The organism is Synechococcus sp. H55.8 (assembly GCF_047462375.1).
GTDB lineage: Bacteria > Cyanobacteriota > Cyanobacteriia > Thermostichales > Thermostichaceae > Thermostichus.
Window position 1 is genome coordinate 62,785 of sequence record NZ_JANSJC010000014.1, and the last position, 12,524, is coordinate 75,308.

Annotated in this window: 15 protein-coding genes; 10 read left to right on the forward strand and 5 right to left on the reverse strand. The window is 58.0% G+C overall.

All coding sequences use genetic code 11. From position 1 onward, the window contains the following. Positions 1–89 precede the first annotated feature (89 nt). The 4 genes from NW862_RS07675 to NW862_RS07690 all read left to right on the forward strand — a co-directional run bounded on the left by NW862_RS07675 (position 90) and on the right by NW862_RS07690 (position 3,347). Positions 90–1,187 (forward strand): L-threonylcarbamoyladenylate synthase, encoded by a 1,098-nt coding sequence (locus tag NW862_RS07675; protein WP_414332479.1) that lies wholly within the window; start codon positions 90–92, stop codon positions 1,185–1,187. Beyond that, positions 1,157–1,696, forward strand: coding sequence for a 5-(carboxyamino)imidazole ribonucleotide mutase (gene purE, locus NW862_RS07680; RefSeq protein ID WP_414332477.1), 540 nt, complete (start codon positions 1,157–1,159; stop codon positions 1,694–1,696). Before NW862_RS07675 ends, purE begins: the two co-directional genes overlap by 31 nt. A gap of 90 nt (positions 1,697–1,786) precedes the next feature. Beyond that, positions 1,787–2,545 carry a hypothetical protein gene (locus NW862_RS07685; protein ID WP_414332475.1) on the forward strand — a complete coding sequence of 253 codons (759 nt, stop codon included), beginning with the start codon at positions 1,787–1,789 and terminating at the stop codon, positions 2,543–2,545. A gap of 127 nt (positions 2,546–2,672) precedes the next feature. Further along, on the forward strand, positions 2,673–3,347 hold the full coding sequence (locus NW862_RS07690) for a DUF3318 domain-containing protein (RefSeq protein WP_414337071.1): 675 nt from the start codon (positions 2,673–2,675) through the stop codon (positions 3,345–3,347). Between the two features lie 341 nt (positions 3,348–3,688). Here NW862_RS07690 and NW862_RS07695 read toward each other — a convergent pair whose 3' ends face one another. The 4 genes from NW862_RS07695 to NW862_RS07710 form a co-directional block, all read right to left on the reverse strand. Then, the gene (locus NW862_RS07695) at positions 3,689–4,945 is read right to left on the reverse strand and encodes a BREX system ATP-binding domain-containing protein (RefSeq protein ID WP_414369150.1); all 1,257 of its coding nucleotides are present in this window, start codon (positions 4,943–4,945) and stop codon (positions 3,689–3,691) included. Beyond that, positions 4,918–5,868 carry a hypothetical protein gene (locus NW862_RS07700; protein ID WP_414427077.1) on the reverse strand — a complete coding sequence of 317 codons (951 nt, stop codon included), beginning with the start codon at positions 5,866–5,868 and terminating at the stop codon, positions 4,918–4,920. Before NW862_RS07700 ends, NW862_RS07695 begins: the two co-directional genes overlap by 28 nt. Continuing rightward, positions 5,865–6,632: a hypothetical protein gene (locus tag NW862_RS07705; RefSeq protein WP_414369146.1), complete on the reverse strand. Its 768-nt coding sequence runs from the start codon at positions 6,630–6,632 to the stop codon at positions 5,865–5,867. Before NW862_RS07705 ends, NW862_RS07700 begins: the two co-directional genes overlap by 4 nt. Positions 6,633–6,704: 72 nt before the next feature. Next, the gene (locus tag NW862_RS07710; protein WP_414427078.1) at positions 6,705–7,658 is read right to left on the reverse strand and encodes an asparaginase; all 954 of its coding nucleotides are present in this window, start codon (positions 7,656–7,658) and stop codon (positions 6,705–6,707) included. Positions 7,659–7,800: 142 nt separating this feature from the next. Between NW862_RS07710 and NW862_RS07715 the strand changes: the two genes are divergently transcribed. The 4 genes from NW862_RS07715 (at position 7,801) to NW862_RS07730 (ending at position 11,037) form a co-directional block, all read left to right on the forward strand. After that, complete coding sequence (locus tag NW862_RS07715; protein ID WP_414332469.1) at positions 7,801–8,565, forward strand: sirohydrochlorin chelatase; 765 nt, start codon at positions 7,801–7,803, stop codon at positions 8,563–8,565. Between the two features lie 67 nt (positions 8,566–8,632). Further along, on the forward strand, positions 8,633–9,391 hold the full coding sequence (cobA, locus tag NW862_RS07720; protein ID WP_414332467.1) for a uroporphyrinogen-III C-methyltransferase: 759 nt from the start codon (positions 8,633–8,635) through the stop codon (positions 9,389–9,391). Beyond that, positions 9,388–10,176 carry an ABC transporter permease gene (locus NW862_RS07725; RefSeq protein ID WP_414332465.1) on the forward strand — a complete coding sequence of 263 codons (789 nt, stop codon included), beginning with the start codon at positions 9,388–9,390 and terminating at the stop codon, positions 10,174–10,176. The genes cobA and NW862_RS07725 overlap by 4 nt, the downstream gene beginning before the upstream one ends. 180 nt (positions 10,177–10,356) lie before the next feature. Next, positions 10,357–11,037: a response regulator transcription factor gene (locus NW862_RS07730; RefSeq protein ID WP_414332463.1), complete on the forward strand. Its 681-nt coding sequence runs from the start codon at positions 10,357–10,359 to the stop codon at positions 11,035–11,037. Here NW862_RS07730 and NW862_RS07735 read toward each other — a convergent pair. Next, positions 11,023–11,286: a ParB N-terminal domain-containing protein gene (locus NW862_RS07735; RefSeq protein WP_414332461.1), complete on the reverse strand. Its 264-nt coding sequence runs from the start codon at positions 11,284–11,286 to the stop codon at positions 11,023–11,025. The two genes, NW862_RS07730 and NW862_RS07735, sit on opposite strands and share 15 nt — an antisense overlap. A gap of 148 nt (positions 11,287–11,434) precedes the next feature. On the opposite strand from NW862_RS07735, the gene NW862_RS07740 reads away from it, so the two are divergent. Next, positions 11,435–11,824 (forward strand): hypothetical protein, encoded by a 390-nt coding sequence (locus NW862_RS07740; RefSeq protein ID WP_414332459.1) that lies wholly within the window; start codon positions 11,435–11,437, stop codon positions 11,822–11,824. 189 nt (positions 11,825–12,013) lie between these two features. Then, the gene (locus NW862_RS07745) at positions 12,014–12,496 is read left to right on the forward strand and encodes an ABA4-like family protein (RefSeq protein ID WP_414332457.1); all 483 of its coding nucleotides are present in this window, start codon (positions 12,014–12,016) and stop codon (positions 12,494–12,496) included. Positions 12,497–12,524: the final 28 nt, after the last annotated feature.

Below are 12,524 nucleotides of genomic sequence, written 5' to 3' on the forward strand. Positions count from 1 at the left end.
GATGGCAGCTTTGGATCGGGCTCGTGTGAGCGTTGAAAGTAGCAACAAAATGGATCTGTCCTAGCCCTTGCCCCCAATCCAACTCATGGATGGAAACGGAAATTCTCTCTCCCACCTCTGAACACATTGCCGTAGCGGCTGCCGCCTTGCGACAGGGCCAGTTGGTGGCCATGCCCACGGAGACGGTCTATGGCTTGGCAGGCAATGGCTTGGATGAGCAGGCGGTGGCGAGTATTTTTGCCGCCAAGGAGCGTCCCCGCTTCGATCCCCTGATCCTACATCTACCGGCTGGGGTGACCCTAGAAGAATTGCAGGGATGGCTGGTGGATGTATCGGCTTTTACTCCCACCGCCCGCGCCTGGCTGGGATCCCTGATCGACACCTTTTGGCCGGGGCCTCTGACCCTGGTGCTGCCCAAGTGCCCCACTGTGCCGGATCTGGTGAGCAGTGGGTTGCCCACCGTTGCCCTGCGGGTGCCCGCTCACCCGGTGGCTCAAGCCTTGCTGCAGGCAGTACAAACCCCTCTGGCCGCTCCCAGTGCCAACCGCTTTGGTCGCATCAGCCCCACCTCAGCCCAAGCGGTTGCTGCAGAGCTGGGCGGGCGGATCCCCTACATCTTGGATGGGGGAGCGTGTGCCGTGGGCCTGGAATCCACCGTGCTTAAGCTCAGCCCGGAAGGGATCCCGACGCTGCTGCGCCCAGGGGGGATCCCGCTGGAAGCCCTGGAGGCCCACCTGGGCCTACCCATCCACTTGGCCCCGGAACAGGCCCCTGGAGTGCCGGAGGCGCCGGGACGGCTGAGCAGCCACTATGCCCCTGGCAAGCCCCTCTGGCTTTTGCCCACCGCCTTTGCCCAGCTTCAGCCCGGCGATTGGCAACAGATACAGCACCTGGCGACCGGTCATTCCCACCTGGGCATCCTCAGTTTTGCCGCGGATCCCCAGGCTTTGCTAAACCACCTCTCCCGCCACTGGCCAGGAGTTCTTTTCAGTGTGGAATGCTTGGGCTCGGATCCCAACACAGCCGCCCGCGCCCTCTTTGCCAGTTTGCGCCGTCTGGATGAAGGGGATGCCACGCTCCTGTTGGCAGAACCCCCACCCCTCTCGACGGGGTTGGGCTATGCGATGATGGATCGGCTACACCGGGCCAGCAGCCTATGGAACCCTCCCCTCTCGTGGCCATCCTAATGGGCAGCGACTCCGATCTGCCCACCCTTGCACCCGCCGCCCAGGTGTGCGAGGAGTTTGGGATCCCTTACCAGATGCAGATCCTCAGTGCCCACCGTACCCCGGAGGCGATGGTGGAGTTTGCCCGCCGCGCCCATACCCAAGGGATCCGCGTCATCATCGCCGGGGCAGGCGGGGCAGCCCATCTGCCGGGAATGGTGGCCTCCCTCACCCCCCTGCCGGTGATCGGGGTGCCGGTGCTCAGCCAACCTCTGCAGGGGATAGACTCGCTGTACTCAATTGTGCAAATGCCCAAAGGGATCCCGGTGGCCACGGTGGCCATTGGCAACGGCCACAATGCGGGTCTGTTGGCGGTGCAGATCTTGGCCAGTGGGGATGCCGACCTGCTGCGGCGGGTGATCGCTTACCGGGAAAGCCTCAAACAGACGGTACAGCAGAAAAATGCCCAGTTGCAAACCCAAGGGTGGAAAATCTATCTCGGTCGTCTCGGCGAAACGCAACCAGCATAATTTATTAGTTATTAGTAGTTAGAAAAAAGCGTCTACATCTTGCCACCTTACAGAAGGCCGGATGGGACAAAGTTTTGGGAGTAGCCAGCGGTGAAACATCAATCGGGTCGCCCCTCTACCGGCCAGGGATCCTGGCCAGAGTATCTGCAGCGGGTGGGGCGTGGGGCAATGGAGACGGGATCCCAAGTGGCGCTGTGGATCCTAGCGGGGCCGCAATGGCGGGTTTTGGCCCTGTCGAGCTTGGCCTTGGCGGGGCTGGCCTTTTGGAATGGGCGGCTGGCCCTCTCTCTGGGAGTGGGCACCTCGGTCATGTTGGGGCTCTACGGGGTGCGCAGCCCCGAGTTCAGCCGCCGCTGGCAGGAGTGGCAAGCCTGGTTGCGACAGGCGGATCGCTCGCTTTTGCTGGCGGTTGGCGCGGGGGCAGCCGCCACCTTCGGCACCTACACCCTCGTTTCCATCTGGGCGGAATCCAACCAGCGTTGGCTGGCCACCGGCGCTATTTTGCAGGGATTGGCCACGCTGGCGTTGTTGTCGTTGCTGTTTGGGGAGTGGCTCAGCCGCCGACAAGAGCGGCAGCGTTCTCAACTGGAGCGCCATCTCAGCGACATTGCCTCTCCCGACGCCTTCAAACGGCTGGCAGGGGTTCGCCGCTTGCAGAGTTTAATGGGTCACCTGGAGCCCGAGCAAACCCGTCTGGCAGTGGATTATCTGCGGCTGGCCCTCGACCAAGAGACGGTAGCCGTTGTGCGGGAAGCCCTGCTGGAAGCCCTGCAAGGATGGGGGATCCTGCGCCGCCTCAACGATTTGACGGATCTCAAACACCCCAGCCGGGATCCCTCCTCAAACTAGGACGACAGCTGCCCCGGCCCTCCCGCCAAAAGGCTTCCCTTGGAGCTAGCCTGCAAGGAAGGCTAGGATCCCTTACTATGTATGAGTAATGATCTCCAACCGCTCCTCATAACCGCACCCTGCCAGCATGTACACCATTTCCGACTTTGACCGCCTGATCCAGTTTCTCCCGGTGGAGATCCGACCCGAGGTGCAGATCGAGATCGGCACCCCTGACCAATCTCGGGTTGTGCAGCCGCTCTGGCGCTTTCCCTGGCAAAAGTACACCCGCTTCGCCATCGACCTCAGCCGCTGGCAAAAGCTGAACCCTGACCAACAAAAGATTTATTTTCTACGGGAAGCGGTGATGGCCACCGAGCTGGCCTTGGGGGATAACTGGTCGGCCCTGTTGCTGTATCCCGCCTTGATCGGGGCCGGCAGCATGGGCATTTTGGTGGAGCTACAAATGGGGGATAACCTCGGCGTGGGCCTGGCAGCCGGCTTGGCGGCATCGGCGGTGTTTCTGCTGCGTAAAGCAGAGAAAGGCCAGAAGGCCCAGGTGGCAGCCGACGAGTTTGCCGTGCGCTATGCCTCCCAAAATGGCTACAGCCCCGAACAGGCGGCTGCCATTTTGCTGAGCGCGCTGCAGCAGGTGGCTATCCTGGAAGATCGCGTTAAGGATGACTACGACACCATCATGCGCCGCCGCAACCTGGAGTTTTTGGCGCAGCGGGGCCTGGGCTCCGGCACCTTGACCATCAATCCCAAGTACCGCAACAAGGGCCAAGGCCCCAACCCCTACCAAAATCCCTTCCAGCGTTGAGCAGTCGCTGCGAGCTAGGTGGTGAACGACTCCCGACACTCCTCTTCGTTGAGTAAACACAACATGGCTTACGCCACACTGCGCGAACAGATAGCGTACGGGCTTCACGCTTCCCAGACTTGTTTGCACAGAAGTCTCAGCGTGCTGCCACCGTGCGACCCACGGCGGAAACCAGTCAGGGAAGCTCTGCAGAGATTTAACTCAATCTCTTCAACTGAAGCACGAACGGCTTTCATCCCGACACTGATTGGCTCTTGAGTCAACACAATTCACCAATACAGTGCGGAGCTTCCCGCCGATTAAGCTAAACTCAGACAACTTTGAGGAGCACCTAGGCTTGCTTAAGCTTCTTCTTCCAGTTCTTGGATCTCTTCCGTAGGGGTGTGTCCAGTCGCTTCGTCTTCCTCAATCTGAACTTTATCGGTGGGGTTGTAGTACCGGCGCACATCCCACTCAGTAATCCAGCGACGAATAATTGACCGCACGGTAGTTGTGCTGTAAAGAGGAGGAATCTCGGGCAGTGATGGCCGTACCCAATCAGGGTAGGCCTTCTGGTAGAGATCCGCCACCTTGCGCAACATCGCTTGAATGGCCTCCTGAGCTTCCGAACAGGAGCGGAGGGGGATAGCCCGCCGAATGGCCTCCATGCCGGCCTTTACAGCTTCTTCAGAAACATGCTTCTGGCGCGCCATCTCAGGTGCCTTCTCCCAATCCCCTTTTTCCTGCAAGATAGACTGCTCAAAGTCGCGGGTTACTGCTCCCACTAGAATCAGCGGAGCTGCTTTTAGTTCTTCAGGTAAAGTTTCCTTGCCAAACAAGTGGCCAAGAACGCGGTAGGACTTGACCCGTTGCAGGATGCTGTACTGTGCAATCAGCTCGATCTCATCCACCAAAACCACCAAGCCCCTGAGCCCTATGGCCCGACATAGCTGAGCAGAAAAAGCCAGGCGCTGCCAGTGCAGACTTTCCGCAGGAGGTAGCTTGCCGACGGAGTGAGCCCCTGCCAGACCGTGATCCCGAAGTCTCTGCCGCACCTCTGAGAGCCTCAGGGTGGGTTCACCGGCCCAAAAGCGGACAATAGCATCTAGTCTCTCATCGTCACCCTCTAGCCTTTGGTGTAAAGCTAGAGTAGACGGCCACCAGCCCTCTCCAAATCGCCATTGGTTAACCCAAAGCTGGAACTCCTGGAAAGAAGGCTGTTTGTACTGCAGACGACCTGCAATGCCTTGGAGCCCGCGCTCAGCCATGTCAGGGAGTTCGATTTCGGCAAGAATGCGGGGAATTAGGCGACTAGGATTGCCAAGAGGCAGCTCTTTAGAGATGACGACCAACGAGGTGGCAAAACCCTGCTTCTTTGCTTTTTCCTGCAGAGTTAGTAGAAGATGAGACTTACCAGTTCCAAAGTCCCCCTTCACGAGCATCCCCCCAGGCTCTAAGCTGGGGGCGTTGCATAATTCCCAAAACTTCTCTTCGACCTCTTGTTGCCAAGAGCCAAGTTCTGCAACCGCAAATGGATTGGGAACACCGTTTCGCAGCGCTTCAATCGCTCGTCGGGCTACAAGTGATGCGCTCATTGAAGTTGAACCATAGTTGTACAAGGATTGGGATAATTGGGAGAATATACCTCGTTCTCAATTCGAGTTTGCAAGGCTCGGTACTTATGGTAGGACAAAAGTTCTGATTCAATGAACTCTGGAGGAGCCATGAAGATTAGAGCTGTTTTCTCAAGCTTACTCTCTGCATCGATAAACTCTCGCAAGGTTTCGTAAAGCTCAATAATTTGCCTACGAGTGAAGATTGGACGTCCATTTTCTCTTCGCTCGTAGTAATGAAATAGACTGACAAGAATTGCTGTGCAACCGAGCTGGCGCGTGAAAAGCCTCAGAAAAGAAAGTAGGATCTCTCGAGAATTTGTCCTATCAATCCTTCGAAAAATAGCTGCCCCACGCACTTGACTAATAGATTTCAGTGTGCCTTTGAGCCACTCCTGAACCGCAAGGCACAAACCTTCTAGAGTGCCTGGACTTTGGAGAGGCTCGTAGATAAGACGGGAAATAGCCTTGCGAAAGTCGAGAGCCAGAGAGTAGTCCTGAAAAATCAGCTTCTTAATTTCTCGCTGGAACTGTATGTTGATCTCGCGGGCCTCAACCTGGTAAAGCTCTGCCAGTTCCTCTAAAGTGCAGTCTTGAAGTTCTGAGCTGGGGGAATATTCAATTTTTCTGAGAATGCTATAGCGCAGTTCTCTGGCAAAAGATTCCCAGTTTACCTTCTGAGCAAGGGCAAACCAAAAATTCTCAATTGAATGTAGATTGATGCACTCTTCGCTTAGATCAAAAAGCCGAAAAGAAGAAAGAGATAGCTTTTCCCGAAGAGATTTGTAAAGGCGGGAGTAGGAATCTTTTGGGACGACAGCTAGCTTGACGGTTGCACCACCCGCAGGGATGAAGGATCCCAGGTAGTCTTTCTCAAGACAACGCAGCCATAAATCAAGCTGTGGACGACTCTGGGTTTCCCCACTCATAGACGCTCAAACTCCAAAAGATAGTAAATATGTTCCTCACCGCGTTCATCGCGAATGCGATAGCAGCGACCTGAGCGCGTGCCTGTAGATGCAGAGAAGATCAAGCGATAGCCATCCACATTGTTGATTGGGTTTCGATCTAGAAGGTAAAGATGTCGCGTAAATTCTGCTTCTGTGTAGTCTGAGTTATTGAGGTGGAGAACATCGAAGACATCTCGCGCAGCTACACTTATGGAGTTAGGCAGTTGCTCCACACGCTTTCTCAGGTAGCCTGACGCAATTCTTGCTGCCTTCCAAATGAGCTGAAGGACAGCCTGGGGATCAGTCTCTTTGCTCTTGGCGGCTCTTGCTCGCTTGATCGCCTCAGCAATAGCACTGGGCCGCTGGGATCGGAAAATCTTGCGGTCGATACGTACCCCCTCTCTGGCAAAGTGCACTAAGGCAGGAAAGGCCACAAAAATGTTGGGATTCTCGGTAGGAAGCCAGGGCTGGTCTACCCGTTCCCCCACTTCGCGGGCCAGGTCTTCGAGGGAGGAGGTGGACAAAGCTTGCTGGGCTTGTTCAAGAGCTCGCCTCACCAGCTCCACTTGGGAGAGAGCTTTGTTGAGGGCAGAGCCACAGCTTTCTACCTGGCGGTTTACTGCTTGGAGATCTCCCCTTCTGCTAGCAGCTTGGGCACTGCCTACCGCTTTCGTCACTTTCTTAGTTAGCTCAACCAAGCTGGCCAGCTCGCCGTCAAGAGCTTTGAAAGACCCCTCAAACATTTTTCTTCCAATTTTTTGACAAGGTAGCACTGCCAGGGAATGAGATGCAAGACTCAGCCCCGGTTGAATTGCTCAGGGCATGCGCAGCTCCCCTTCCACCTCCAGGCGGGTGTAAGGGCCAATGGCGAGGAAGCGCTCCCCTAGCATTTCGGCAGCGGCAGGTTGGATCCAGCCCATGCGCTGCAGCAGATGCAAAGCCAAGGCATATTTGGCCCGCGCGGCCCCATCCTGTACCTTGATGGCCAGGCCCATCCCCTCTCCGACGCGCCCAATGCACTGGATCCCTTCGGCGCCGGACTTGCTGACCAGCTCTCCCTGGGTAGCCCGCATCAATTCTGTATCGAAACATCCCTGTCCGGCCACCATTTCCGGGTGGTGGGTCATGGCGCGGGCGATGGCCTCCAAGTCGGGCCGCTCGCCGGCAGTCAGTTGGGCAAATAGAGAGGCCAAATGGTTCAGTTGCAGTTGGTAGGTGGGCACGCCGCAGTCATCGCGGGCAAACAAAAACTCTTCCGAAGGCATCTGCAATAGATCCGCCAACTTAGCCCGCACCAGGGCCTGAACGGGGTGTTGCCGCTGGGCGTAGTCCGGCAGGGTCCAGTTCTGGGCGCGGCTTGCTAGCAGCATGCCAGCATGCTTGCCGGAGCAGTTGTGGCACAGGGGGCTGGGCTTGCCGGGTGGGGTGGGGCAGACCAGCAGCTCGGGAGACAGGTCGGCGCGCCAGAGCATGCTGAACACCTGCCGCGCATGGGCCGTGGTGCCCTGATGGGATCCGCACATAATGGCGATATCCTTCTCGCTGAGGCGGTAGCGCTCGCGGATGCCGGTGGAGAGCATGGCCAGCGCTTGGAAAGGTTTGAGCGCAGAACGGGCAAAAACAGGGGTGGTGCTGTTGCCGGCCATGGCCAGGGAGCGCCCGCGGCTATCGGCCACGACCGCTTGGCAATGATGGATAGATTCGGTCAACCCTTCCCGCAAAACATGGATCAACAGTTCGGGGGTGGTGGAACGATTCTCAAATGACATGAAATCCTGGGAAAGGGCCGACGAGTCTGAAAAAAGGATGTGTACTTTATCAAATCATACGCGCAGATCCGGCGCGAGACGTTGCCGGAACCTTTCTAAGTAGCAAAATAGAACAGTTGCCTCTGGATCCCTGACTTCTGCCATGTCCTTAGCTCCACTGGTGTTTTTGGTTTGTCACGGCAGCCGGGATCCGGAATACCAACAGGCGGCGGCGGATTTGCTGGCCCGGGTGCGGCAGCGGCTGTCTCCTCAGCCGGTGGAGCTGGCCCAGTTGGAAGGTCAGCCCCTGACCTTGGCAGAGCAGATTCACAGACAATTGGCCTCCTGTCTGGATAGAGTCGATGGGCCGGTGGTGCTGCTGTCGCTGTTTATGGGCGGGGGATCCCATGTGGAGGAGGATTTGCCGGCTGCGGTGGAGCAGGTTCAAGCTCGCTGGCCGCGCCTGCAGTTGCTGCTGACGCCCCCCATCGGCCAGCACCCAGCCCTGATCGATTTGGTGGCGGCTCGCGTGGTTGCGGCGCAGCGGTTGGGGGAACTGACCCACGGCTGGATCCTATTTGGCCATGGCAGCCGCCTGCCGGGATTTGCCGCCCAGCTCCAGGCCGGGATCCAAGCTCTGGAACAGCGCCTGCCCGGAATTCCCATCCACCTGGCTTTTGCCGCCCAGCCCCCGACACTGGAAGCGGCTGTAATCCATTGCCTGCGTCTGAGCCAGTATCGCCTGCGGGTGCTGCCGTTTTTTCTTTTTCCGGGCGGTCTGCTGCGCGCTTTACAAGAACAAGCTCAGCGGCTACAGCGAGAATGGCCCTTGCTGCAGATTACGGTGGAGCCGCCCCTCTGGCGGGATCCCCAGGTGGTACAGGCCATCCAGGAGACCCTGCAGACGGCCTGTCTGACCGGGAAGTAGGGTTGGTTGGTCAAAACTGTCCTGTTCCAGCAGAATAGATATTTCCGACAAGCTATTGGGATTTGAGATGGGCAAAGTGTATCTGGTGGGGGCAGGGCCTGGGGATCCGGGACTGCTGACGGTCAAGGGCAAAGCGCTGCTCGCCCATGCGGACGTGGTCATCTACGATGCCCTGGTGGGATCCCCCATTTTGGATCTGATCCCACCCACAGCAGAACGAATCTACGCCGGCAAACACTGCGGCGCCCATACCCTCCCGCAGGAGCAAATCACCGCCTTGCTGATCGAGAAAGCCCAGACGGCAGCCGTGGTGGTGCGCCTCAAGGGCGGGGATCCCTTCATCTTCGGGCGGGGGGGCGAGGAGATGCTGGCCCTGGTCCAGGCCGGGATCCCGGTGGAAGTGGTGCCGGGAATTACGGCGGGCATGGCCGCCAGCGCCTATGCTGGGATCCCACTCACCCATCGCGACCTCAGCTCCTCGGTTGCCTTCGTAACCGGCCATGAGGCAGTAGGGAAATACCGCCCCCAGGTCAATTGGCGCGCCCTAGCCGAGGCCGTAGAAACCTTGGTGATCTACATGGGTATGCACAACCTCGGCCACATCGCCGCCGAATTGTTGGCCGGCGGCAAAGCTCCCGACACCCCCGTTGCCCTGATCCGCTGGGGCACCACGCCGGAGCAAGAGATTCATCTGCTCCGTTTGGAGACTCTAGCCGGTCAGCCCTCGCCTGTAGCACCGCCCGCCATTGTCGTGGTGGGAGCGGTGGTCAATCTGGCCGGCCTGTTGCCCACTCTATGTCCGCTTGCCCCTTCAGAGCCTCAATGAACGCCTTTTTTCGCAAGCTGAGCGCCCTCTTTGCCGCCTACTACGCCTACATGCTGGAGTACCGGGCGGAGCTGATCCTGTGGGTGTTGGCCGGATCCCTGCCCTTGATCATGATGGGGCTCTGGAGCGAAGCCGCCCGTTCAGGAGATTTCTCGCTCTCTTCCCTGGAGTTCAGCCGCTATTTTCTGGCCGTGTTCCTGGTGCGCCAGTTCAGCATCACCTGGGTGATCTGGGACTTTGAGCGGGAGGTCGTCGAAGGCAAGTTATCGCCGCGTCTGTTGCAGCCTCTGGATCCCGCTTGGCACCACGTCGCCAGCCACCTGATGGAGCGCCTGGCCCGCCTCCCCTTTACCGTGGCTTTGATTGCCCTCTTTTTTCTGCTCTACCCCCGTGCTTTTTGGATCCCGTCTTGGCAACAGGTGGCACTGGGATCCCTGGCCATTCTGTTGGCTTTTGCCCTGCGCTTTCTTATGCAGTACACCCTGGCGCTGCTGGCCTTTTGGGTGGAGCGAATATCGGCTCTGGAGCAGCTTCATTTCTTGGTGTACCTGTTTTTGTCGGGGGTGATCGCCCCTCTGGAGGTGTTTCCACCGGCGGTGCGCCAGGTCTTGGCCTGGACGCCCTTTCCCTACTTGGTACATTTTCCCGCCGGCCTCTGGGTGGGGATCCCACAAGATATCCCGCGCGGTTTTGCCATGGGCCTGGCCTGGCTGGGGCTGTTTTGGCTGGTCAACCGCTGGCTGTGGCGCAAGGGTTTGCAACGCTACTCCGGGATGGGAGCCTAAACAAACCTATTTCCCAGTCCGCCTGAGCCGGCAGCAAGACTGCTTCTGGAACGACTATTATGGGGCAGGGGTTAGTTGATCGCCAGCATCCTATCTGGACTTAAACTTGCGGCAAGAGGTGAATAGCGCCCTCAGATCATCTCTTTAGTCATTCCTCAACAGCCTCTCCCGCTAGTCATCATGAAGCGCGTATTGGTCGTAGATGACGATCCCCTCTCTTTAAAGGTGCTGAGCCGCCACTTGACTCAGCACGGCTATCGGGTTTGTACGGGCACTTCGGGTGTAGAAGGGCTGCGCCTGTTTGCCCAAGAGCAGCCGGATGTGGTGGTGTCGGATGTGGTGATGCCGGAAATGGATGGCTTCGAGTTTTGCCGGCAACTGCGGCAACAGCGGGGCGGCGAACTCGTCCCCTTTATCTTTCTCTCCTCTCGCAGCGAGTTGGACGACCGCGTTCAGGGCTACGAGTGGGGAGCCGACGACTACATCATCAAGCCCTTCGAGCCGCTGGAGCTGGTGGCCAAGATCGAGGCGCAAATCGAACGATCCCGCCGCACCCAGTTGGAGATTCTGCGCCTGATCCAGCAGCAAACCCAGGCCAAAGCCGAAACTGCCCCCCGTCCCACCTTGGCAGATCTTCCCCTTACCCCTGCTGAGGAGCGGGTGTTCCGGGAAGTGATCCGCGGCCTCACCAACAAGCAAATCGGCGAGAAGCTGTTCATCAGCCCGCGCACTGTGCAAACTCACCTGACCAACATCCTCAGCAAGCTTTCTCTGGAAAATCGCTCGCAACTGGTGCGCTTTGCCTATGAGCGAGGCTACAGCGCCCAAGAGGAGCCGGACTCTCTTTCAGGCCAGGTGTAGCTGCAAAACAGAACGCGGCGCCTTGCGCACCCGACAGGGGATCCGCTCCTTGCCCAAGCGGACAAATGCCTCGTAGCGGTGGCAGCCGGAGAACCCATAGTATTCTCCCTCCACTTCCAAAACTTCGATCGGCTCCTGCAGCCCGATTGCTTCGATGGAAGCCATCAGCGCCCGCACTTTCTCCGGATCCGTCTGCCGCGGCAAGGGGCGACGAATTTGGGCCAGGGGAATCTCGCGAATGTGCGCCATGGTGAATTTTCTCCCTAGGTAAGCTCCTTAATCATACTCATTATGACTTTGCTCTAGCAAGGCTTGCAGAGGGAGTGGATTCTCAGGTCAGAGCATGGCAGGATAGCACCATTCCTCACTGCCCTTTCGCTCAGGAGCCAACTTAGCCATGTGGCAACTCCTCCAAGCTTTCTGGGGAAAGATCGCCGGCCAAGCTCCCCCCGTACCCCCTGGCAAGGCCCCCCAAACCCTCCCTGGCGAGATGCCGCTGCAGCCACCTTCTCCCCGCCCAGCAGAAGCCTCTCAGCCCACGCCGGAACCTTCCACTCCAGCAGTAGCTGGGCAAGGTGGGGAAGCAGCAGTGTTGATCTCTTCTCAGGAGCAATCCCCGGACTCTAATGCAGTGGAATTTCCCCTGGGCACCTCTACGGCCAAAAGCATCGGCAGCTTCTGGGCCATGGCCGATACGGGATCCCGGATTTCCCGCATTGCTTCCGCCACCGACAGTGGCCGTGCGATCAGTGCCATTGCAACTGCCAGACTGCGCCAGCCGGAATAGAAGCTGGGATCCCTCTGGCTTTGGGGAAAGCAGTGTCTGCCCGGCTGTGACCTGTCTGGGCTCAAGGCAAGGTTCAAGAGTGCCCCGCCTTTTTGTCCGCTCCAGAGCCTGGGTTTTCAAAATGGAGCTCAACAACACCATCGTTGCAAACATGTGAAGACATTTTCCAAGCGTCAGGAGTTGCTGGATATGCTGGAGACCCTCTTCAACGCGGCCAATTGGTTTGCTTTGCCTTTTTGGGCTTTGATGATCCTGCTGCCGGGCTGGAAAGTGACCCGTAGGGTGATGGAGTCGCTTTTGCCCATTGCCCTTTTGGCAACAGTTTATCTCTATCTTCTGGTTACCGGATTTAACGCCAATGCTCTCCAGGAGTTTTCCAATCCTCAGCTATCTCTGAACAGCCTGACTTCTCTATTCAGCCAGCCCTCGGTCATGGCGACGGGATGGGTTCACTACATTGTGATGGATCTATTTGTGGGCCGCTGGATCTTCTTGGAAGGCTGGGAAAAGCGAGTTTGGACAACTCACTCTCTGCTTTTGTGCTTGTTTGCTGGGCCGGTGGGTTTGCTCTCCCATCTGCTCACAGTGACCGTGGTGCAAGGGATCCGAAAGGGCCGGCCTGGGGTTGTTGGCTCGGATCAAAGCGCAGAAGTGCCGCAAGAATCCTCTTAACTCTTGCCTAATGCCTCTGAGCACCTGG